Annotated in this window: 19 protein-coding genes; 17 read left to right on the plus strand and 2 right to left on the minus strand. The window is 46.9% G+C overall.

From position 1 onward, the window contains the following. Position 1: 1 nt before the first annotated feature. From queA to yajC, 3 genes are read left to right on the plus strand one after another with little or no spacing between them, the layout of a single operon-like run. Complete coding sequence (gene queA, locus AB4Y93_RS10160; protein WP_441891458.1) at positions 2 to 1,048, plus strand: tRNA preQ1(34) S-adenosylmethionine ribosyltransferase-isomerase QueA; 1,047 nt, start codon at positions 2 to 4, stop codon at positions 1,046 to 1,048. 49 nt (positions 1,049 to 1,097) lie between these two features. After that, positions 1,098 to 2,234, plus strand: coding sequence for a tRNA guanosine(34) transglycosylase Tgt (gene tgt / locus AB4Y93_RS10165; protein WP_441891460.1), 1,137 nt, complete (start codon positions 1,098 to 1,100; stop codon positions 2,232 to 2,234). A 32-nt stretch (positions 2,235 to 2,266) separates the two neighbouring features. Then, the gene (gene yajC / locus AB4Y93_RS10170; RefSeq protein ID WP_441891462.1) at positions 2,267 to 2,581 is read left to right on the plus strand and encodes a preprotein translocase subunit YajC; all 315 of its coding nucleotides are present in this window, start codon (positions 2,267 to 2,269) and stop codon (positions 2,579 to 2,581) included. Positions 2,582 to 2,660: 79 nt separating this feature from the next. On the opposite strand, the gene AB4Y93_RS10175 is transcribed toward yajC, so the two are convergent. Next, positions 2,661 to 3,053 carry a TIGR04086 family membrane protein gene (locus tag AB4Y93_RS10175; RefSeq protein ID WP_167280151.1) on the minus strand — a complete coding sequence of 131 codons (393 nt, stop codon included), beginning with the start codon at positions 3,051 to 3,053 and terminating at the stop codon, positions 2,661 to 2,663. A gap of 75 nt (positions 3,054 to 3,128) precedes the next feature. On the opposite strand from AB4Y93_RS10175, the gene AB4Y93_RS10180 reads away from it, so the two are divergent. Together AB4Y93_RS10180 and AB4Y93_RS10185 are read left to right on the plus strand one after the other, a co-directional pair. Continuing rightward, positions 3,129 to 4,448: an ArsB/NhaD family transporter gene (locus AB4Y93_RS10180; protein ID WP_441891464.1), complete on the plus strand. Its 1,320-nt coding sequence runs from the start codon at positions 3,129 to 3,131 to the stop codon at positions 4,446 to 4,448. 122 nt (positions 4,449 to 4,570) lie between these two features. Beyond that, complete coding sequence (locus AB4Y93_RS10185; RefSeq protein WP_441891466.1) at positions 4,571 to 5,320, plus strand: YetF domain-containing protein; 750 nt, start codon at positions 4,571 to 4,573, stop codon at positions 5,318 to 5,320. 60 nt (positions 5,321 to 5,380) lie between these two features. Here AB4Y93_RS10185 and spoVB read toward each other — a convergent pair whose 3' ends face one another. Then, positions 5,381 to 6,979, minus strand: a complete 1,599-nt coding sequence (gene spoVB / locus AB4Y93_RS10190) for a stage V sporulation protein B (RefSeq protein WP_441891468.1) — start codon at positions 6,977 to 6,979, stop codon at positions 5,381 to 5,383. Positions 6,980 to 7,171: 192 nt separating this feature from the next. Between spoVB and AB4Y93_RS10195 the strand changes: the two genes are divergently transcribed. The 12 genes from AB4Y93_RS10195 to AB4Y93_RS10250 all read left to right on the plus strand — a co-directional run bounded on the left by AB4Y93_RS10195 (position 7,172) and on the right by AB4Y93_RS10250 (position 22,240). Further along, positions 7,172 to 7,411, plus strand: a complete 240-nt coding sequence (locus AB4Y93_RS10195; RefSeq protein WP_167280148.1) for a post-transcriptional regulator — start codon at positions 7,172 to 7,174, stop codon at positions 7,409 to 7,411. 95 nt (positions 7,412 to 7,506) lie between these two features. Then, positions 7,507 to 8,739 carry a protein translocase subunit SecD gene (secD, locus tag AB4Y93_RS10200; protein ID WP_441891470.1) on the plus strand — a complete coding sequence of 411 codons (1,233 nt, stop codon included), beginning with the start codon at positions 7,507 to 7,509 and terminating at the stop codon, positions 8,737 to 8,739. Beyond that, complete coding sequence (gene secF, locus AB4Y93_RS10205; RefSeq protein WP_441891472.1) at positions 8,729 to 9,649, plus strand: protein translocase subunit SecF; 921 nt, start codon at positions 8,729 to 8,731, stop codon at positions 9,647 to 9,649. Before secD ends, secF begins: the two co-directional genes overlap by 11 nt. 99 nt (positions 9,650 to 9,748) lie before the next feature. Beyond that, complete coding sequence (locus AB4Y93_RS10210; RefSeq protein ID WP_441891474.1) at positions 9,749 to 10,636, plus strand: cation diffusion facilitator family transporter; 888 nt, start codon at positions 9,749 to 9,751, stop codon at positions 10,634 to 10,636. 24 nt (positions 10,637 to 10,660) lie between these two features. Then, positions 10,661 to 12,679, plus strand: coding sequence for a single-stranded-DNA-specific exonuclease RecJ (gene recJ / locus AB4Y93_RS10215; RefSeq protein WP_441891476.1), 2,019 nt, complete (start codon positions 10,661 to 10,663; stop codon positions 12,677 to 12,679). Between the two features lie 59 nt (positions 12,680 to 12,738). Next, entirely contained in the window at positions 12,739 to 13,251 is a 513-nt protein-coding gene (locus AB4Y93_RS10220) for an adenine phosphoribosyltransferase (protein ID WP_167280552.1), read from the plus strand. A gap of 300 nt (positions 13,252 to 13,551) precedes the next feature. Then, on the plus strand, positions 13,552 to 14,505 hold the full coding sequence (locus AB4Y93_RS10225) for an ABC transporter permease (RefSeq protein WP_167280551.1): 954 nt from the start codon (positions 13,552 to 13,554) through the stop codon (positions 14,503 to 14,505). 34 nt (positions 14,506 to 14,539) lie between these two features. After that, positions 14,540 to 15,439: a carbohydrate ABC transporter permease gene (locus AB4Y93_RS10230; protein ID WP_441891478.1), complete on the plus strand. Its 900-nt coding sequence runs from the start codon at positions 14,540 to 14,542 to the stop codon at positions 15,437 to 15,439. Positions 15,440 to 15,552: 113 nt separating this feature from the next. After that, positions 15,553 to 17,241, plus strand: coding sequence for an extracellular solute-binding protein (locus tag AB4Y93_RS10235; protein WP_441891480.1), 1,689 nt, complete (start codon positions 15,553 to 15,555; stop codon positions 17,239 to 17,241). Positions 17,242 to 17,370: 129 nt separating this feature from the next. After that, on the plus strand, positions 17,371 to 18,168 hold the full coding sequence (locus AB4Y93_RS10240) for a response regulator transcription factor (RefSeq protein WP_441891482.1): 798 nt from the start codon (positions 17,371 to 17,373) through the stop codon (positions 18,166 to 18,168). Positions 18,169 to 18,170: 2 nt separating this feature from the next. Continuing rightward, on the plus strand, positions 18,171 to 19,937 hold the full coding sequence (locus AB4Y93_RS10245; RefSeq protein ID WP_441891484.1) for a cache domain-containing sensor histidine kinase: 1,767 nt from the start codon (positions 18,171 to 18,173) through the stop codon (positions 19,935 to 19,937). 119 nt (positions 19,938 to 20,056) lie between these two features. After that, a complete protein-coding gene (locus tag AB4Y93_RS10250) occupies positions 20,057 to 22,240 on the plus strand; it encodes a RelA/SpoT family protein (RefSeq protein ID WP_441891486.1) in 2,184 nt (727 codons plus the stop codon). The last annotated feature ends 2 nt before the right edge of the window (positions 22,241 to 22,242 follow it).

Genomic DNA, 22,242 nt, shown 5'->3' on the forward strand with positions numbered 1-22,242 from the left:
CATGAATGTAGATTTATTTGATTTCGAATTGCCAGAGCATTTGATCGCTCAGACACCACTTGCGGAACGTACGGCTTCCAGGCTGCTCGCGCTGAATAAGCAAACTGGTGAGATTGGCCATCGTTCATTTACTGACCTTGCTGAATATTTGAAAGCCGGAGATGTGCTTGTCCTTAACAATACTCGTGTCATTCCGGCACGCTTGACAGGTATAAAACGGGATACCGGTGCCAAGATCGAGCTGCTGCTCCTCAAACAGCTTGAAGGGGATCGCTGGGAAGCACTTGCTAAACCGGCCAAGCGTATGAAGGTTGGTGCTGAGCTGTGGTTCGGCGATAATGGCAGCGGTGACCCGCTGCTTCGAGCAGTCGTTGAAGATGAAGGTGAGATGGGCTCACGGACGATCCGTTTTCAGTATGAGGGGATCTTCCAGGAGCTCCTGGATCGCTTGGGCGAAATGCCTCTGCCTCCTTATATTAAGGAGAGGCTGGAGGAGCGGGAACGTTATCAGACCGTCTATGCGAAGCATGAAGGGTCGGCTGCAGCACCTACAGCAGGGCTGCATTTTACGAAGGAGTTTCTACAGCAGCTGGTAGACAAAGGCGTTAAGCTCGCTTATGTGACGCTTCACGTTGGACTAGGCACGTTCCGGCCGATGTCTGTCGAAAAAGTAGAAGAGCATGAAATGCATTCCGAATATTACGAGCTGGATGAACATAATGCCGAAATAATTAATGAAGCCAAATCGTCTGGAGCACGTATAGTAGCAGTAGGGACAACTTCTTCGAGAACTCTTGAGACCGTAGCAGCAAGATTTGAGGGCGGACCTATTGAGGCGTGCAGCGGCTGGACGGATATTTTTATCTTCCCGGGTTATACCTTTAAGCTGGTCGATGCGCTGCTGACGAACTTCCATTTGCCGAAGTCTACGCTTGTTATGCTCGTAAGTGCGCTGGCTGGCCGAGATGCGATTATGAAAGCCTATGCTGAAGCTGTCCGTGAGGAATACCGATTCTTTAGCTTTGGCGATGCTATGTTTATCTATTAACATCAGCAATAGAAGTACAATAATTCCATGTAGACAGGAAGAATGACTAGTGACAGCAGTGAAATATGAATTAATTAAGGTGTGTAAACAGTCTGGCGCACGTCTTGGACGTGTTCACACCCCGCATGGTGTCATCGAGACACCAGCGTTTATGCCAGTAGGTACACAGGCTACTGTTAAGACGATGAGCCCGGAAGAGTTAAAGACGATGGATGCTCATATTATTTTGAGCAACACGTACCATTTGTTCCTTCGTCCAGGTCATGATATTATTGGCCGCGCAGGAGGACTTCACAAGTTCATGAACTGGGATCGCCCGATTCTTACCGACAGCGGCGGCTTCCAGGTATTCAGCTTAAGCGACATGCGGAAGATTACCGAAGAAGGTGTGCAATTCCGTTCGCATTTGAATGGGGACAAGCTGTTCCTTTCACCGGAGAAAGCGATGGAAATTCAGAATGCTCTTGGTTCTGATATTATGATGGCATTTGACGAATGCCCGCCATACCCGGCTGAGTATGAATATGTGAAAAAATCGCTTGAGCGTACGACACGTTGGGCCGAGCGCTGCCTGAATTCACATGCTCGTCCGCATGATCAAGGCTTGTTTGCCATTGTTCAAGGCGGCATGCATAAAGACCTACGTATTCAAAGTGCGAAGGATTTGACTTCCATGGATTTCCCGGGGTATGCTATTGGTGGATTAAGTGTAGGCGAGCCTAAGCATCTGATGTATGATGTGCTCGATTATACGGTTCCTGAACTGCCGGCAGGCAAGCCTAGATATCTGATGGGCGTAGGTTCACCTGACGCACTGATCGAGGGGTCTATTCGCGGAGTGGATATGTTCGACTGCGTATTGCCAACTCGTATCGCGCGTAACGGGACAACCATGACAAGTCAAGGCCGTCTTGTAGTGCGTAATGCAAAGTACGCCGAAGACTTTGGTCCGCTTGATCCGGAATGCTCTTGCTATACCTGCCAGAATTACTCGCGTGCCTATATCCGTCATTTGCTCAAGGCAGATGAAACGTTTGGCATCCGATTGACGACTTATCACAACCTACATTTCCTATTACAGCTCATGCGTGATGTACGTCAGGCAATTATGGAAGACCGGCTTCTTGATTTCCGTGACGACTTTTTCACCAAGTATGGACTGTTTGATAATGACAAGGGCTTTTAAGAATTAGATTTTAGGGAAAGGGGGGAATTACCATGTCGACATTATTAGCAGCTGGGAATGCAGGCAGCACGAATATTTTTCAAATGATCTGGCCTTTCATTCTGATGTTTGCGGTCTTTTATTTCTTGCTTATTCGTCCGCAGCAAAAGAAATCGAAGCAGCGCAACTCGCTCCTTAGCCAACTGAAGAAGGGCGATAAAATTCAGACGATTGGCGGTCTTCAAGGCACAATCGTTGAATTGTCGGATGACACTGTAGTCCTTCGTGTAAACGATACGACGAAGATGACGTTCGATCGCAGCGCAATCAGCTCAGTACTGAACAGCGCGCCTGCACCTACGGAATAATCGCAAAATAGAAAGAAGCTGACTTCTTTAAGGTCAGCTTCTTTTTTCTTGTATGTAGTATGTGCAGGTACATAGAAGTTTATTTCTTCAGGTTGACGCCTACCATRCCGCCGAAAGCACCTGCAAGCATGGCTGCAAGCAGCATGAGAGCACTGCTGAGCGACAGCCCGCTGTTCGCGGCAAGAAAGCCGATGGTCAGCACCGTAATCCCATAAATTAAACCAAGCATGGCGCCGTAATACCAGCCTTTCATCCCTGAGCGTTTGCCGGATACAAATCCGCCCGCTAGTGCGGAGAAGCCATGAATGGCAAGCGCAGATTGAGGCAGGTTATTTTCCTTCATTCCACTGAAATAGAGTAGAAGTGAAAGCAGGAGCGCGCCAAGGGCCAGCCAAATGATCGAATAGATAACACCTGCTATTAGCGGAGAAGCGATACGAGGCGGCCTGACGATTTGTTTAACCGAATTCATCTTATCCCCCCTTGTACAAGACTATTAGTACACCTTATGGTCAAGCAGGGCGGAATAGACCAAGGAGTTGTTCATTTGGATCACATCTATCATCCAGCATCCTGGCAAGTGGTTGCAGCGGTAGTTATTTTTTTAACGACATATGCCATCATTATCACGGAAAAAATTAATCGCACTGTAATAGCTTTATTTGGTGCTGTCGTGATGATCATATTAGGTGTATTGGATATGAAGCTTGCTTTTGCAGAGCATATTGAATGGGAAACCATTTTCTTATTAATTGGGATGATGATTCTTGTTGGCATTACAAATAAAACCGGAGTATTCCAATATGCGGCGATCAAAGCTGCTCAATTGGCCAAAGGCGATCCGATCCGAATTTTTATTATTTTATCCGTACTTACGGGTGTTGGATCAGCTTTCCTTGATAATGTTACCACTGTACTACTGATTGTTCCGATTACATTTTCGATCACTCGGATTTTGAAAATAACGCCAATCCCTTTCCTCTTTGCTGAAATTTTGGCATGCAATATCGGGGGGACAGCGACATTAATTGGCGATCCGCCTAATATAATGATCGGCTCGGCCAACGAGAATTTGACGTTTAATGATTTTCTCCTTAATCTCGCTCCGGTTATCATCGTTATCCTTATTGTTACAATTGCGCTGCTTGTATGGTTTTACCGCAAGAAGCTGATTGTTACAGAGGAGTCAAAGCGGGAACTGATGGAGCTGAAGGCAGAAGATAACATTAAAGACAAGAAGCTGATGATCAAATCATTATCGGTTCTGCTCTTGACCATTCTTGGCTTTATTCTACACTCTGTTATCAATGTTGAAGCGGCAGCTATTGCATTAGGTGGGGCTTCACTCCTCATGCTGATTGGAGTGAAGCGGGAAGATGCAGAGGCAGTATTTGATATGGTGGAGTGGGAGACAATCTTCTTCTTCATTGGATTATTTATGCTTGTTGGGGGACTGATTGAGACTAATATTATTTCAGACCTCGCGAACGTTACGCTGCAGCTAACATCTGGAGATATGACCAAAACCTCAATGCTTATTTTATGGGTATCTGGGATTGCTTCTGCAACCATTGACAATATTCCGTTTGTAGCTACAATGATTCCACTTATTCAAGATGTTGGTGTGCAGATGAATATTACGAATCCGGATGATCTTAACCCGTTATGGTGGTCGCTTTCACTTGGCGCTTGCCTTGGTGGTAACGGCACACTTATTGGGGCTTCTGCGAATGTGGTGGTAGCTGGGCTTGCCATGCGTGAAGGCAAAGGGTTCAGCTATATGGAATATCTGAAAGTTGGAGCGCCATTAACGTTAATCGCTTTAGTCATTTCAACCATATACATTTATTTTATTGTGTTACCATAGGCTCCTAACCCATAATTCGTTACTTCTCCCATCGCATGATGTGTCAAGTCAACGGTCAGAATAGCTGTACGGGCTGTTCAGGCAGGCATGACCATCATCACAACAGCGAGGAGGCGGTTAGGATGGAATACGGGAGCATGCTGCTCCGAACCGTATTAATTTACTTCGTCGTGTTTCTGATCATGCGTTTTATGGGGAAAAGGGAAATTGGCAAGCTATCTGTCTTTGATCTGGTTATCTCGGTTATGATTGCAGAGATTGCGGTAATTGTCATTGAAGATGTTGATCGATCAATGTGGGAAGGCGTGCTGCCGATGATTGTGCTATTGCTAATCCAGGTTGGAATCGCGTTTATTGCATTAAAGAATCGGAAACTGCGATTACTGTTCGACGGCAAACCAAGTGTTATTATTGCGAAAGGCAAGCTTAACCGTGATGTGATGCGCAAGCAACGCTATAACCTGGATGATCTGCTTTTGCAGCTGAGGGAGAACAAAATCCAAACGGTTGCCGATGTAGAATTCGCAATTTTGGAGACTACAGGGAAATTATCTGTTGTACCAAAAGAAGGAATGGGGCAGCAAGGGGAGGATGTAAGGCAGGATGACTTCGCTAATCGGTCTAATGATGTGAAAGTAAGACCTCCCGCACAATCGCCACCAGCACGCTTCCGGTTTGAGATGCTTCCAATCCCGCTTATTATGGATGGCAAAGTACAAGATGATAACCTGACGAAGCTTGACAAAACAAGATTCTGGCTGAAAAATGTATTGCAGGAGCAAGGGGTACATGATTTCAAAGAGGTGTTCCTTTGCACCATTGACCATAATGGCAAGTTGTTTGTTGATTCCGACAAAAAGCCGCGCTTCTAACTGGACACACCCCCTGTCTCCTAACAGGGGGTGGTTCCGGCAACAGAAGCACGGCTTTTTTTACTTAAACTTTGTACTCTTGAACCATTGACCAAAGAGCGGAATACGGGCAATGTCGTAACGGTCGATAATTTTCATCCAGATCATAAGAAGCAGATAAATGACGACGCTTATCATGCACGCCAGAATGAGGTTTATCCATTCAAGCGTTAACGGCTGACTGTTCATCATCCAGCGGGCAACTGCTCCCATGATGACCATAGCCGCTCCTACTTTGACAAAATCCATAAATTGCATATGGAAGCCGATGAAGCGTAAGACGCTGAAACCATGAAGGACGGTTACGAGCACAATATTCACATTAATCGCAATGAGCGCACCATATATACCAAGCTCAGGCTTTGTGGCGAGCATAATAATAAGCACCAGCTTGAAGACAGCTCCGATAAATGTGTTCATCAGTGCTGTTCCAGGCTTGTTTAACGCTTGAAGAGCCGCTTGAAGCGGTGCTTGCAAATAAATGAACAGGCCAACCGGAGCCATTAGCTGCAGCATTGGAGAGATATCTGCATCGTTATAGAGCAGGCGGCAGATCGGCTCAGCGAACAACGACATCACAACCACAAATGGAGCACCAGCAACGAGTGCCATTCGCATCGATTGATGCATTCTTTTGTGAATCGCCGCTTTATCCCCTTTCGCCGCTGCCTCGGATAATGATGGGATAAGAGAAGAAGCCAAGGAGTAAGTTAATGCGGTTGGCAGGAGCAGGAGGGGGATAATCATCCCTTGAAGTGCGCCATATTGGGCTGTAGCTACTCCTGTTGCAATGCCAGCAAAGGCAAGACTCCGGGCTGTTAATATCGATTCAAGTAAATAAGATAAGGAACCAACCATTCGGCTGGCTGTGACCGGGATGGATAAGTCAAGAAGGCGTCGCAAGACAGGCGGATTCTTTTCTTTGGCCTTTTGAGCCGTACTATTCTCATTATGAACAGGTGCGTTAACTTCGGATTGTCTTTCTCTTTTGCGTTCCCGTGAATAAGTCCATTGCAGGACAATAAGAGCGCCAACCTCCCCCACAACGACACCAAGCATAGCACCGGCTGCAGCCCAGGCTAGTCCTTTCGGCAGGAGCATAGAGGCGAACGCAAGCGAGCCAATGATCCGGATGATGGTTTCGATCGTTTGCGATGTAGCTGATGGAATCATATTTTGCTTACCTTGGAAATATCCCCGATATACCGATGAGATGCTTATGATAAGCAGCAGCGGAGTCATCATGAGAAACGTTTGATAGACCCTGGGATCGGTCAGCAGATGAGACGTAATCCATGGTGCAAATACCAGGAGGGCGACGGTCATAACGACAGCTAGTACAACTGTTAAGCCCATAGCTGTACGGAAAATTTGTTTGACCCGAGCAGAGTCCCCGCGTGATTCCGCTTCTGCAATCCATTTGGCTACCGCAAGCGGGATGCCTCCCGTAATAATCGTCAGCATGACTGTTAGGAATGGATAGCTCAGCTGATATAGCCCGACGCCTTCTGCGCCTATAATTCTCGGGAGCACTATACGCGGTACAAAGCCGAGCAGCCGGTTAATAATGCCGGCGGCCAGCAGGATCATAGCTCCTTTTATAAAAGTTTGCTTCGTCATTTGTCGCCCTCATCTCTTCTACTGCTTTCCGTACATCTTTATGCGCGGCATGTCCGAATAATGAGTCATAATGACTCATCCAAATTTATCAATTCGTAAGATTCAGCAGGAAAAGCGAAGGGGAATATCGAATAGGTTAAGAGGATAGTCAGCTTGGAGCAGGATTTGCAGTGGCAAAAGGAGGAGACAGCCGTGAGAGATGAGGATCTGAACGACGTGATCGAGCAGCTATGCAACAGCAAAGCGGAAGAATTTCATCTCATCGGATATGAACATGTAACAGCAAATGAAGTTTGGCAATGCGTAAGCGAGAAATATAATAAGACCGGTCAGCCGGAGCTTCATCAAATCGTAAACGATATTTTGTCATTAAAAGTGACAAAATTTATGAATTTTATGACGCTTAGCGCTTTTCGGGGAAACCATTTCTAATGGAAGGGGTTTCTTTTTTTTGCGCTTAAGTTTTACACGCAAGTACAACCTAAGTATAATAGGAATATTGAGATCATAAGGGGGACTATGTACGTATGAACTGGAAGAGATTAACCGCCTTCCTTGCGGTCGTTGTCATTATGTTTGGCGCAATCGCTTGGACGAGCCCGGACCTGGTCAAAGGCATCCGGCTCGGTCTTGATTTAAAAGGTGGATTCGAGGTATTATACGAAGCTTCACCGCTTGAAGGCGGCGAGCAGGTAACACCAGAGTCACTCAAGGAAACAGCTCATAGCTTGGAGCAGCGGATTGACTCCACAGGTACGACCGAGCCAGAGATTACTCGTGAAGGCAGCAACCGAATCCGCGTAAAGCTTCCTGGAGTAACGGATAGCAAAGAGGTTCGGGAGATGCTCTCGAAGCCGGTCAATCTGACCTTCCGTGGACCAGATGGCACAATCGAGCTGCAAGGTGATGATTTCGTGCAAAACGGCGCGAAGGTGGAATTTGACCAACTGGGCAACCCGATGATCACCATCAAATTGAAAGATGCCAAGAAATTCGAAGATGTAACAACGAAGCTGACTGGCAAAACCTTATCCATTTATTTGGATGATCAATTGCTGTCTGCACCTTCTGTAAACTATCCAATTACCGGCGGTTCCGCGCAAATCTCAGGCAAATATACGCTTGATGAAGCGAACAACCTGCGTGATACAATTAACCTTGGTGCACTTCCTTTGAAGCTGACTGAGATCTATACGCAAAGTGTTGGCGCTACGCTTGGCCAGAAATCGCTTGAAGATACAGTTGGCGCAGGTATTATTGGTACTGTAATTGTACTGCTGTTCCTGATCATCCTGTTCCGAATTCCAGGCGTGGTAGCAGGCATTACTGTTATTTCTTATACATGGCTGCTCGTAGTCGTATTTGAGCTGATGGACGCAACACTTACACTGCCGGGTATCGCAGCGTTTGTACTGGGGATAGGTATGGCGGTTGACGCCAATATCATTATGTACGAGCGGATCAAAGAAGAGATTCGAAGCGGCAAGAGTCTGCTGTCTTCCCTTAAAGCCGGCTCGAAAAACTCGTTCCGTACCATTATGGATGCGAACGTAACGAATATCATCTCATGTGCTGTGCTTTATTATATCGGTAATGGCGCGATCCGGGGCTTCGCCTTGACGATGATCTTCAGTATTCTCGTAAGTATCGTGACCAACATCTTCTTGGCACGTCTGCTGATTCACTTGCTGATTCGCAGTAACCTCTTTACTAAACCTGGCTACTACGGCGTGAAGGAGGCGGAAATCCGTGCTCTATAATACGAAGGTTCGATTTGATTTCATTAAACACCGCAAGAAGTTTTTCATGTTCTCTATGATCTTGACGTTGATCGGGATTCTGTCGGTGAGCATCTTCCATATGAACTTTGGGGTAGACTTTAAAGCCGGCACGAATATGGATATTCTTGTGGGCAAGAAGATTACCCAAGTGGAAGCGAAAGAGATTCTTGCAGGACAAGGCTATACTAATATTAAAACAACTGTTGGGGGCTCTAATGGCGACCGCGTGTCTGCTCGCTTCGACGAAGTTCTCGATCAGGCAAAGGTACAAGCCGTTGAAGACGCATTTAAAGCGAAATACGGCGATAAAGTATCTTCGGAAGTAAACGTTGTATCCCCGGATATGGCGCAGGAGCTTGGTGTCAAAGCGATCTATGCGGTTATTATCGCGAGTGTGGCGATTATGCTGTATGTGATGATCCGCTTCGAATGGCGGATGGCAGTGGCTGCTAACATTGCGATCTTGTATGATGCGTTTGTCGTTGTAACCATCTTCTCAATCTTCCGTCTGCAGGTCGATCTGCCGTTTATCGCAGCCGTTCTGACGACGATTGGTTACTCGATTAACGATAAGATCGTTATCTTCGACCGGATCCGTGAAAATCTTCGTTTCTCAAAAACGAAGAGTCCAGATCAAATTGGCGATCTTGTTAACCAAAGCTTGTGGCAGACGATGGCGCGTAACGTTTACACGGTACTCGCTGTACTCCTCATCGCTGTATGTCTGTTCATCTTCGGCAGTGAGTCGATCAAGCTGTTCGCACTCGCTAAAATGATTGGTCTGGCAAGTGGTGCTTACTCGTCGATCTGTATCGCGAGCCCGCTGTGGATGGTTATGAAGAGCAAGCAGAAGCCATCTACTAAGCAAGCAGCAAAAAAAGCAGTCTAAGACAAGTAGATTCGAAAAGAGATATCCATTATTAATGAAAGTGGAATGGACGTTGCAGCTTATTCCATTGCCAGCGGCCATTCCACGCTGGAGGCATAAATGTCAACTGAACAACGATTTGCGGGGACAAAGCCGGCCGACAAGGCGGGCTTATGGGGAACTGCGGCGCTGGCGTTGTTTAAAGGCATAGTAGGCGGATTAGCGGGCAGCAAGTCGCTGCTCGCTGATGCCTTCCGTACGGCGGCAGAATGTGCCGCCGCTTTTGCTTTGTCATCCACTAAGCACAGCGGGCACAAGAAGACAAATACACTTCGGACGGAAGCACTAACAAATGTTTTTCTAGCTGTATTTTTTCTTATCACAAGTCTAGAAATCGGAATATCGGCGATTCGCTCGATTTCGTTAGGTGTGGATCAGCCGCCTCATTGGAGTGCGCTTGTCGCGGTTCTGGGCTGCTTGATTGTAAGGGAATTATTCTTCTCCCACAAGGAGAGAGGGGCCAGCTTGTACTGTTCGCTGGCTGCACTTATTGGGTCAGGCGGAGCGTTACTTGGTAAGGCTGTTTCTCTTCCGGCACTTTATTACTTGGATCCTGCCGCTGCTATTGTCATTGCCGTTATCGTTATGCTTAATGGATATCGGGCGATTACAGGCTTTGTGCGCAGAGATACAAGTGAGGATGTACGAAACGAAGATGCTGAAGTACTGATGCAGCTTGTTCAGCGAGTGGAAGGTGTAGTTACCGTCGAGTCGCTGCAGGCGAAGGAACAAGGACATTATGTCGTAGCAGACATCGTTATAAGCGTAAATCCAAGAATCACCGTTTTGGAAGGCCACGACATTGCAAAGCGGGTAAAGCAGCTGCTGCTTACTCGATTCGGCCATGTAACAGATGTCACGATTCATGTAGAGCCTTATGATCCTGGTTATCCATATAAGTCGAATCATGATCCGAATCAGGAGCAAATGCCAACGCTTCTGCAATAGAATGGGAAAGGGGTTGAGCTCGGCGTGATACAAGCAAAAACACGCTGGAATTTGGCGCCTTGGGGGAAAGACGATGATCAACAGGCGAAGCTGCTGTCGGATCAGCTGGATATTCCGCCTCTTGTAGCCAAGCTGCTCGTTCAAAGAGGCTACAAAGAAAAGGAAGCGGCAGAGACGTTTCTGCGGGGAGGAGCCGATCAGCTCCATGATCCGTATTTGTTGAAAGGAATGAAGGAAGCTGTTGCCCGCATTAAACAAGCTGCGGACAATAAGGAATTCATTCGAATCTACGGCGACTATGATGCCGACGGGGTGTCCAGCACCTCGTTACTGATTCACGTTTTTCGAGAGTTAGGCTATCATTTCGATTATTATATTCCGCATCGTGCTTTAGAGGGCTACGGTATGAACCGTGGCGCTATAGATTTGGCTGCGGCAGCTGGTGTCCGTCTTATTGTGACAGTAGATACGGGTATTAGTGCTTACGAACAGATCGAGTATGCGAAGGAGCTTGGCATTGATGTCGTCGTAACCGACCATCATGAACCGCCAGAGCAGCTTCCGGATGCTGTCGCGGTAGTGAATCCGAAGCAAGAGGATTGTCCGTATCCATTCAAAGGACTCGCAGGTGTAGGTGTGGCTTTCAAATTAGCGCATGCGCTTATGGAGCGTCCGCCAATGGAATGGACGGATATTGTCTGTCTAGGTACCATTGCGGACATCATGCCGCTTACCGATGAGAATCGGGTGCTTGTCCGGGCAGGTCTACAGCAATTGCAGGATACGAGTAATACAGGGTTTCGGGCATTGTCCGAAGCTTGTGGGATCGAGCTTGATCAAGTCACGTCCACCACGGTTGCATTTGGCATGGCACCACGTATTAATGCGGCGGGCCGTCTAGATCATGCGAAACGGGCTGTAGAGCTGCTTACGACTGGTGATTATGACGAAGCGATTCGTTCGGCGTCTTCCCTTGATGTATTGAACAAGGAGCGGCAGCGGATTGTGGAAGGCATCGTGAAGGAAGCAGAGCAGCAGTGGCAGGGAAAACGGGAAGCAGCACAAGCATCGTCGGTGCCGGAACCCGCCGTTATTGTGTTGGCAGGAGAAGGCTGGAACGTTGGTGTTATTGGGATCGTTGCTTCGAAAATGTTAGAACGGTATTATAAGCCGGTTATTGTTCTTGGCATTGATGCAGAGAGCGGAATGTGCAAAGGTTCAGCAAGATCAATTGAAGGATATGATCTTCATGCAGCCTTAACTGAATGCGATTCGTTGCTGGATCATTATGGCGGCCATCAAGCGGCTGCCGGCATGAGTCTGCACCGGGATCAGCTGCCTGCCTTCGAGCAGAAGCTTGGAGAGCTTGCAATGGAATGGCTGACAGAGCAGGACTGGATTCCTAAAACCGCGATCGATCTTATTTGCTCGGTGGAGGATGCCAGCGTTCATACGATCAGCCAGCTTGCCCAGCTTGAGCCATTTGGTGCTGGGAACCCTTCGCCAAGGCTTCTGTTTCAATCTGCTGAACTTGCGGACTACAGGACCATGGGCAAGGAATCCAGACATCTAAAGCTGTCACTTCGGAAGGGGCGGGCTGCGCTGGATGCTGTTGGCTTCGGTATGGGTGAGCTGTCGGAGCAGCTGCGAAGTGGTCTTCCAGTTAATCTGGTCGGCGAGTTATCTATCAATGAGTGGAATGGCCAGCGCAAGGCACAGCTGCAAATTCATGATATACATTTTGGAGGGGAACTGATGAGGTTCCCTGAGCGTGAGCATTTTGGACAGGTGTACCAAATGCTACGCCGGATGCGCCGCATGCCGATGAATGGTCTTGAGTCCCAACTATCGGAGCAAAGCGGATGGCCCGAGCAAACCGTTAAAGTAATGATTGAAGTATTCCGTGAGCTTGGGTTTATCGAGATTGACGGAACCCATCTTGTTGTGGTCGAGACGCCTGAGAAGCGTGATCTCGCTACATCGGAAAAATACCAGGCAGCAAAGCTTGAAGCTGAACGGCTGCGCATGCCGTATGTTGGATAAGAAGAATTGGCATAATTGATATGGTAAGTAGAGAAAGGATTGAAATAATTATGAGCGACATTAACTTTAAAGATTACATCCGGGTGATCCCAGACTTCCCGCAGCCAGGCATCCGTTTCAAGGATATTACGACACTTCTGAAGGATGGTGCGGTATACCGCGCAGCAATCGAAGACATGCGTAAAGCGATTGAGCATTTGCAAATCGACATTATTGCAGGTCCTGAAGCACGCGGCTTTGTTATAGGGGCTCCACTGGCTACAGCACTTGGCGTAGGTTTTGCACCAATCCGTAAAAGCGGCAAGCTCCCTGGTGAAACGATTCAGGCAAGCTATGACCTGGAATACGGCAATGACAGCCTAGCCATGCATAAAGATGCGATCTCACCAGGTCAGCGTGTACTCATTGCAGATGACCTGCTTGCTACAGGCGGAACAATCGCTACTTCGATGAACCTTGTTCGCCAGCTTGGCGGCGAAGTTGTTGGCGCAGCGTTCCTGATTGAGCTGTCTTACCTTACTGGCCGTGAGAAGTTGGAAGGCGTAGAGGTGTTCTCTCTCGTAACGTATTAACATTTATTGATATTTCGAAAGGCTTTCCTTGATGGTTCTACCATCAGGGAAAGCCTTTTTTTGTTTTCATACAGCTTTCAAGCGATGTTAGTTTGAAACGGATTCATTTTTTTCTATCCGAAATGGAACCGTATTCATCGGAATAAGGTGTTATGAATAATAACATCATTCAATTGAAAAGTATCATTTTTCGTTGGTCTGGCAAATAGTATCGCACTCGGCAAGCTTCTACAATAAAGACAAGAAGCTGGGAAAGCGTATAGCCATTCTTTTAGAAAGGAAGGAACACCAATGGCAGAGATGATCGTAACCGCAGTTGAACCACAGCAGCAAGTGATTAAGCCGAAATCCAAGCTTCGCCGATTCCTGAAGCAATGGGATTTGCAGCTTATGGTCATTCCGGCACTGCTGCTCATATTTGTATTCAGCTACGTACCGATGTACGGTGTCCTTACTGCTTTTCAAGATTACAACATCTTTAAGGGGTTTCTGGACAGTCCTTGGGTCGGATGGAAGCATTTTGAAATGTTCTTTCATGCACCAGAGTTTGAGCGTGTCATGCGCAATACGATCATTATCAGTGTGCTGAAGCTTGTTATTGGCTTTCCTGCACCAGTCGTATTAGCACTCATGCTGAATGAAGTGAAAAATATGTATTTTAAGCGGATTGTACAAACCGTTAGTTATTTGCCCCATTTCTTGTCCTGGGTTATCGTATCGGGCTTTGCAATGTCGATCCTCGCGGTGGAGAACGGCAGCTTGAATATGCTTCTGCAATCGCTTCACCTTATTAAAGAACCAATTAGCTTTCTTTCCATTCCTCATTATTTCTGGACCATTATCGTTACAACCGGCGTGTGGAAGGAGATTGGATTCAGTTCTATCGTTTATCTAGCCGCTATTGCCGGAATTGACCCGAGTATGTACGAAGCGGCATCCATTGACGGAGCAAGCCGGTTCAAGCAAATTTTTGTCATTACAATTCCGAGCATCATGCCGGTCGTCATTATTTTTATGATCCTTGCTATCGGAAACCTGCTAAGCGCAGGCTTCGAAGATCTGCTCTTATTAGGTGTGAATCCGGTTCTTAGGGATGTATCAGATGTGCTTGATACCTACGTATACCGAACGGGTATAACGGGGCAGCGATTCTCTTATGCGACAGCAGTCGGACTGTTTAAAGCAATTATAAGTGTAGGTCTGCTTACATTTGCGAACCTGCTGGCACGAAGAACAGGGAACAGCTTATGGTAGTTTGGACATCATGCAGGAAGGAGGCCGTTAAACGATGAGAATTAAATCCAGCTTAAGCGATAAAAGTCTATCCGTAGCCGTGTATATCTGCCTTGCACTCCTCGCATTTTTTTCCTTTTACCCGTTCTGGAATGCCGCTGTTATCTCGTTTAACAAAGGAATGGACACAGCCCTTGGTGGTGTGACCTTCTGGCCAAGAGCTTTTACCCTCGATAATTATGAAATCGTATTCCAAGACAAGCGCATCATAAATGGCTTCTATATCTCGGTCATGCGGACGGTAGTAGGCACAGTGGCTTCCATTCTGCTTACGGCGATATTTGCTTACGGCATGACGAAGAAGGAGCTGATGGGCCGGAAGTTTTATATGATCGCCTGCATCATTACCCTCTACTTCAGCGGCGGCATTATTCCGACCTTTCTCGTGATCCGCGGGCTGGGCTTAATGGATAATTTCCTAGTCTTTATTATTCCCGGCTTAATCAGCGTGTGGAATATGATCATCTTCCGCACATTCTTTATGGGGCTGCCCCAAGGACTTGAAGAGTCGGCACAGATTGACGGCTGCGGTTATTGGGCGACCTTCTTCCGGATTGTTTTGCCGCTGTCTGGTCCAGTCATTGCTACACTTGCACTCTTCACGGCTGTAGGGCATTGGAATGATTGGTTCTTCCCAAGTCTTTATATTACAAAAGAAAAGCTCATTCCGATTCAGACGATGCTTCAGCAAATATTGAATTCCAACATCATGTCCGAACAGTTCTCGCAGCTGGATTCCGCTTCTCAAAGCCGGCTGTCTTCGATGAAGAGCATCACGAGCAAATCTCTCTCGATGGCAACGATGATGGTCGCGACGATACCCATTATTCTCGTCTACCCGTTTGTGCAGAAGTATTTTGTAAAAGGGGTTTTGGTGGGATCTTTGAAAGAGTAGTCTGATTCACAGCTGGGAGTCAAACCGTATTCAACGCGAAGCGAAGAGGCTAGTCGACAAATTCGCTTCCGCTGAACATAATTAAAGCTAAGGGAGAGAGGGGTTTACGAAGGATGAGTAGATGGAGGAAATCAGCTTATTCAGGACTTGCAATTATGTTGGTCAGCGTTATGGCTCTGGCAGGGTGCTCGAACAATGGGGGCAATGGGAATAAGGCAACCAATGAACCAGCTGCAACAAACAGCGAGACAACTGCGGCAAGCGAAGCGCCAGCAAGCAGTGAACCATCTGTCTTTAAGCTAGGCAGCGAGCCTCTTAACTTCTCTTTCTATGGACATTATGATTGGTATTCGATGCCTGCTTGGGGCGGGGATGAAGCAACCAAATGGATTAAGGATAATATGAAAGTTGATATTACTCCTGTTCAATCCGGCGGCAACGCTGCTCAGAAGCTGAACACGATGATTGCTTCAGGCAAACTTCCGGATGTGATCTGGATGGACCGTGGTGCAGACGTAGAGAAGCTGCGTGAAGCGGGCATGCTTGTACCTTTCGACGATTACCTCGATAAATACCCGAACTTCAAAAAGTGGGTAGGCGAAGAGGCCATTAACATGCTTCGTTCAAAGGACGGCAAAATCTATCAGTTCCCGAACTGGTATACGTCCCAGCCAAACGGCAATGGTGGTTATCTCGTCAACAAAAAGATTTATAAAGAGCTTGGATCCCCTGCAATCGAAACGACCGATGATTTCTATAATTACTTAAAGATGGTTAAAGAGAAGTATCCGAATGTAACGCCATTCAACCCGGATCTGGCGATTGATGGGCAAGGTCTTGACGTACTCTATGGTGCCTTCGGAGAAGATTACTCGCCAGCTTATGTAGGCAACCGTGCTGTTCCTAGCGGTGATAAGCTGACCTCAATCTTCCTTGATCCTGTTTTCCGCGAGTCGATGCAGTTTGAAAGCAAGCTGTTCCGTGAGAAGCTGATGACACCTGATGCACTCACACAAACGAAGGATCAAGTGAAAGAGCAGGCCTATAACGGTACAACTGCTGTATTTGCAGGCGCAAGCCCAACAGAATACGGTGCGGTAGGCGATGCCGAGCTGAAGAAGAAAGATCCGGATTCTGGCTATATGATGATCTGGCCGGTTCATAAGGCAGGTCTGGATAAAAATAAAATTTGGGCAGGCACGTATTCGCAGCTGGGCTGGAACGTCAGCGTTATTACGAAATCGGCGAAAGATCCAGAGAAAATTTTCGCATTCCTCGATTATTTGACTGGACCTGAAGGTACACGCACGTTGTTCTGGGGACCTGAAGGTATTTACTGGAAAGGTACCGATGCTGATGGATCGCCAATCTTCACGGATGCTTACACATCTGATGTTGAAGGCCGTACGAAAATGATGGACGCAACGGTTAACTTCCAATGGAACGGCAATACCGTCTTTATCGATACATCCAAAATGAAATTCGAGCTCACCTTGCCTGAGGAGCAGCAATCTTGGGAAGCGCGTTGGCAAAACTCTATTACATGGAAAACGCAAAAGAACGCGACCGAGTATATTAACCTTGCACCAGCTCCAGATTCTGAAGAAGGCATCATAGCCCAAAGCTTCGAAGAGCTTTACAAAGAAGCAAGAGCAAAAGCTTTGTATGCAAAAAGCGATGAGGAAGTTCTCACTATCCTCGATAAAGCACAAAAGGATGCGGAAGCGATCGGCTATGATAAACTTCTTGCATTCAAGACAACCAAATGGCAGGAAAATGTAAAAAGCATGAAAGGCAATTAACAACCAGGCTAATTCTGGAGTATAATTTGGTCAAGCGGTCGCCGTCCCTTCTATAGGGGCGGCTCTGCCGTTTCTATGAAGGAAGAGGAGCCGGCTGATCCATTCTGCTGAACGGGAGAAGATGCCATCATGTATAAGGTGTTAATTGCAGATGATGAGGTACTTGATCTGGAAGGCATGCGAATGTTTATTCCTTGGACGGAGCTAGGTCTTGAGGTTGTAGCTGCTGTAAACAATGGGTTTGATGCTTATGAGGTACTTAAGGACGGGACAGTAGATATACTGGTGACGGATGTACATATGCCAAGCATGTCAGGACTTGAGCTTGCACGTAAAGTGCAGGAAACGGAAGGCTGCGGTGATCTTCGGGTTATTTTCGTCAGCGGCTATCAGGATTTCCATTACGTCAAGCAGGCCTTATCCCTTCGCGCTTACAGCTACGTACTTAAGCCAATGGATGATTCTGAACTTGTAGAAGCACTAGTGAAAGTAACGAAGGAATTGGATGCGGAGAGCCGAAAGCTGGAAGAAGAGAGAAAGTGGCGGGAAGCTGCAAAGCGTACCTCTCATCGATCGATTCAAACCGCAGTTCCATCTGAGACCAAGAAGCATACCAAGCTAATTCAAGAGATGATTGTTTATATGAAGGAACATTTGGGCTGTTCTCTGACGCTGAAGGAAGTGGCTGACCGCTTCGCTTTTTCTCCGAATTATTTAGGCTCCATGTTCAAAGAGGAGATGGGCTCAGGCTTTAGTGAGTTTGTCATTGCGATGCGGATGGAGAAGGCGGGAGAGTTGCTGAAAGATCCTAAGGTGAAAATTTATGAGGTAGCTGACCAGGTTGGTTATCGGTACATGCCTTATTTTAGTCGTCAGTTCAAAGAGACCTTCGGAATGACACCAATCGAGTTCAGGAGACATCACTAAATATGCACACGCCATTCACCAGTGCGAAAGCTCAACGTAAGTTTATTCCTTTTGGGATCAAGCTGCTTATTTCTTATATGCTCCTTATCATTATACCGATCTTTATCTTGGGCTATTTCGCCAGCGCTATTATGACAGAGTCAATTCGCTCGAATACGACAAATACGATTAAAGGTACGCTAAGACAAATCGAAGATAACGTTGCCTATAAATTAGAAGATACGATTCGACTATCCGACCTGCTTTATTACGATACAACCTTGTCGAAGCAGCTGCTTCATTACGAGGAAGGCTGGGTCAGCTATGAAGCGACTACGAAGCTGCTGCTTCCGAAGTTTCGTCAGACGATTGAATCGACGAACCGGAGCCTTTGGCTCTCGGTTTATTTGCGTAACGAGACTTTGCCGGAGGTTTATTACGATAGCAAGAACATAGACCCGCTAGTGGTGAAGGGTAAATTTTTTGATTTGCTTCATTTGAACCGTATTACTGAAAAACCATGGTACAAATCCTTTCCAGTTGAAAGGTATGGAGAGACCGAGCAATGGGAGCAGGTGGAGGATGACAGCCATTATGACCGGATATCTCTTCTTCGTCGGCTAGTGGATCTGAATGATCCGGCAAACTTGCATGAAATTGGCTTTATGCGAATTAGCGTCTATTTGTCTGATTTGTTCCAAAGTGTTGATCATCGCAAAATTGGTGCAGGAAGTACGCTGTTTATTACAGATGGGAACCGAAATGTTTTGTACGCCTCTGGGGCAACCGAACAAACGAATGAGCAGTTATGGGACAGCGCCAATGGTGAACGTTATCTTGTCATTCGGCAGCCGTTGCCGGGTCTGAATTGGAGCCTGATGGCTATGGTGCCGTCATCGGTTCTGGAGAAGGATACGAAAAAGGTCAAGATGCTCTCCCTTATCATTTGCAGCGTCAGCTGTGTGCTGATCATGCTGGTCGCTTATTTCGTCTCGAGAACCTTTTCCAGGCGTGTATTAAAAGTCATGTCCGTTCTACAATCCTTTGGGCAAGGAGACTTCCAGCGCAGAATCCATTACAGCGGTAACGATGAGTTTACGACAATCGCTTCATCGCTTAATGAACTCGGCCAGAAGACACAAAATTTAATTGAAGAAGTTTACACCACTAATCTGAAAAAGAAAGAAGCGGAGCTTGAAACGCTGCAAGCCCAAATTAATCCGCACTTTTTATATAATACGTTATCCTCTATAAGCAGACTGGCTAAATTCGGACAAGTAGAAAAGCAGCATCAAATGGTGATGAATCTGGCGAAGTTTTACCGTTTATCCTTAAATGAAGGACAGACCATTATCCCGATTGGCAAGGAGATCGAGCAGGTAAAAGCCTACATGGACATTCAGCAAATCAAATATGGAGACCGGGTCCGAATCGATTATAATATTTCCTCGGAAATTGTCGAGTTAAGAACGGTTAAGCTGATTGTACAGCCATTTGTTGAAAATGTATTGGAGCATGCATGGCGTGGTGATCAGATTGCGATTCAAATCATCGGGTACCGGGAAGACGATGTTGTCCATCTGATTGTAGAGGATGATGGCAACGGGATGTCTCAAGAGACGCTTCACAATCTATTTAACGGTGAAGGCTTGCAACGTGTTGGTTATGGCATACGTAATGTTCATGAACGCATTAGGCTTTATTACGGTAAAGATTTTGGCGTTGACATTGAGAGTGAGCCAGGAGAAGGGACGCGCGTTCATATTCGCATTCCAGCTGAGTCGATTTAGCATTCAAATGCGGAATTTGGTGAAGTCTGCAGGTTGACGCGGATGCCTACTTCCAGCATAATATTAAGAAAACTCGGAAAATGCGCGAATCGGAGTCAAGCGTTCGGAAAGGACAATTCATGGGCATAGAGCAGTTGATCGAAAAGGCGTCGGCCTATATAAAAGAACAGGATTTAGTGCGCATCAGGGAAGCCTATGAGTTTGCGGACCAAGCCCACCACGGACAAGTGCGCAAGTCAGGAGAACCGTATATTCTTCATCCTGTTGCCGTTGCGGAAATTATCGTGGATATGCAGATGGACGTGCTGTCGATTATTGCGGCGCTGCTTCATGATGTCGTTGAAGATACGACAGTGGATCTCGAGCTCGTTCGCGCGAAATTTGGCGAAACCTGTGCAATGCTTGTCGACGGGCTGACGAAGCTGGAGAAGATCCGTTTTCGCTCAAAGGAAGAACAGCAGAATGAGAACTATCGGAAAATGTTCCTTGCCATGGCGCAGGATATCCGTGTCATTCTGATCAAGCTTGCGGACCGGCTTCATAATATGCGTACGCTGAAATTCCAATCGGAAGAAGCTCAGCGTCGTATTGCGTACGAAACGCTTGAAATCTTTTGTCCGATTGCGCATCGGCTTGGTATTTCCGCCATCAAGTGGGAGATGGAAGATATCGCTCTGCGATATTTGAATCCGCAGCAATACTATCGCATCGCTAATCTGATGAAGAAGAAGCGGGCGGAGCGTGAGATGTTCATCTCGGACGTTATTGGCCGGATTAAAGAGAAGCTTGAGGAAATGGGAATTGACGGCGACATTTCGGGTCGTCCGAAACATATATACAGCATTTATAAGAAAATGACGTTCAAGAACAAGCAATTTAATGAAATTTATGATTTGATGGCGATTCGGATCATCGTAGAGAATATTAAAGATTGTTATGCGACGCTTGGCATCATTCATACGCTCTGGAAACCTATGCCTGGCCGATTCAAGGACTATATCGCAATGCCGAAGGCGAACATGTACCAGTCTTTGCATACGACAGTCATTGGTCCAAACGGAGAACCAACAGAAGTGCAGATCCGCACCTGGGATATGCATCGGACCTCCGAGTACGGTATCGCAGCTCACTGGGCTTATAAGGAAGGCACCGTTGTGCCAAATACGAATTTCGAGGATAAAATGTCCTGGCTTCGTGAAATTATGGAGCTTCAGAACGAAGCGCGTGACGCCTCGGAATTTATGGAAACGCTCAAGATGGACTTCTTTTCTGACTTGGTCTTTGTGTTTACACCAAGCGGGGAAGTTATTGAGCTGCCAGCCGGCTCTGTGCCGCTCGATTTCGCTTACCGGATTCATACGGAAGTCGGCAACCGGACGATTGGCGCGAAGGTGAATGGACGAATTGTTCCGCTTGATCATAAGCTCAAGACAGGCGATATTATTGAAATTCTCACCTCGAAGCATTCTTATGGCCCAAGCCAGGATTGGGTGAAGATCGCACAATCCTCCCATGCCCGCACCAAGATCCGTCAATGGTTCAAGCGTGAGAAGCGGGAAGAGAATGTAGCCAAAGGCCGGGATCTGCTGGAGCGTGAGCTGAAGCGGTTAGGAGTAGAGCCATCCGCCTGGATGAGCGATGATAAGCTGCAGGAAGTGGCAAGCAAATTCAACTTCAATGATATCGAAGATATGATGTCTGCCATTGGCTTCGGCGGTATTACGGCGGCACAGATTTGTACGCGCCTGACCGAGAAGCTGCGCAAAGAAGCTGAGAAATCGAATCTCATTGAGCTGACTAGTGAGCCGAAGGAGATGAAGTCGCCAGGTCATCGCAAGAATCGACCTACTCACGGGGTTACCGTGAAAGGGATTGATAATTTGCTCGTTCGGTTTGCAAGATGTTGTAATCCGGTGCCAGGCGATACGATTATCGGCTATATTACACGCGGCAGAGGCGTATCCGTCCATCGAATGGACTGCCAGAACATTCCGTTTAATGCGGAAGGTGAAGAGGCAGACCGGGTTATTGAGGTGGAATGGGAAGATTCGATCGAATCGAATTACAGCGTGGATATTGAGATTACCGGCCATGACCGTACAGGTTTGTTGAATGAGGTTCTGCAGGCTGTGTCAGAGAGTAAGACGAATATCTCGGCCGTAACCGGGCGTTCGGTGAAAAATAAAATGGCGATGATTCATATGACGGTATTGATCCGTAATATTGATCATTTATCTTCCGTCGTGGAGAGAATCAAGCGCGTGCAGGATGTTTATTCGGTACAGCGTATTATGAATAGCTAGCG

Origin of the sequence: Paenibacillus sp. YAF4_2 (genome assembly GCF_052113225.1) — a bacterium.
GTDB lineage: Bacteria > Bacillota > Bacilli > Paenibacillales > Paenibacillaceae > Pristimantibacillus.

Bases quoted from the DNA above. Each gene is read 5' to 3' on its own strand.
- spoVB (WP_441891468.1), bottom strand. From the start codon at position 6,979: ATGACGAAGCAAACTTTTATAAAAGGAGCTATGATCCTGCTGGCCGCC.
- AB4Y93_RS10225 (WP_167280551.1), top strand. From the start codon at position 13,552: ATGATCGTAACCGCAGTTGAACCACAGCAGCAAGTGATTAAGCCGAAA.
- secD (WP_441891470.1), top strand. From the start codon at position 7,507: ATGAACTGGAAGAGATTAACCGCCTTCCTTGCGGTCGTTGTCATTATG.
- AB4Y93_RS10230 (WP_441891478.1), top strand. From the start codon at position 14,540: ATGAGAATTAAATCCAGCTTAAGCGATAAAAGTCTATCCGTAGCCGTG.
- AB4Y93_RS10185 (WP_441891466.1), top strand. From the start codon at position 4,571: ATGGAATACGGGAGCATGCTGCTCCGAACCGTATTAATTTACTTCGTC.
- AB4Y93_RS10235 (WP_441891480.1), top strand. From the start codon at position 15,553: ATGAGTAGATGGAGGAAATCAGCTTATTCAGGACTTGCAATTATGTTG.
- queA (WP_441891458.1), top strand. From the start codon at position 2: ATGAATGTAGATTTATTTGATTTCGAATTGCCAGAGCATTTGATCGCT.
- yajC (WP_441891462.1), top strand. From the start codon at position 2,267: ATGTCGACATTATTAGCAGCTGGGAATGCAGGCAGCACGAATATTTTT.
- AB4Y93_RS10250 (WP_441891486.1), top strand. From the start codon at position 20,057: ATGGGCATAGAGCAGTTGATCGAAAAGGCGTCGGCCTATATAAAAGAA.
- AB4Y93_RS10210 (WP_441891474.1), top strand. From the start codon at position 9,749: ATGTCAACTGAACAACGATTTGCGGGGACAAAGCCGGCCGACAAGGCG.
- AB4Y93_RS10240 (WP_441891482.1), top strand. From the start codon at position 17,371: ATGTATAAGGTGTTAATTGCAGATGATGAGGTACTTGATCTGGAAGGC.
- AB4Y93_RS10245 (WP_441891484.1), top strand. From the start codon at position 18,171: ATGCACACGCCATTCACCAGTGCGAAAGCTCAACGTAAGTTTATTCCT.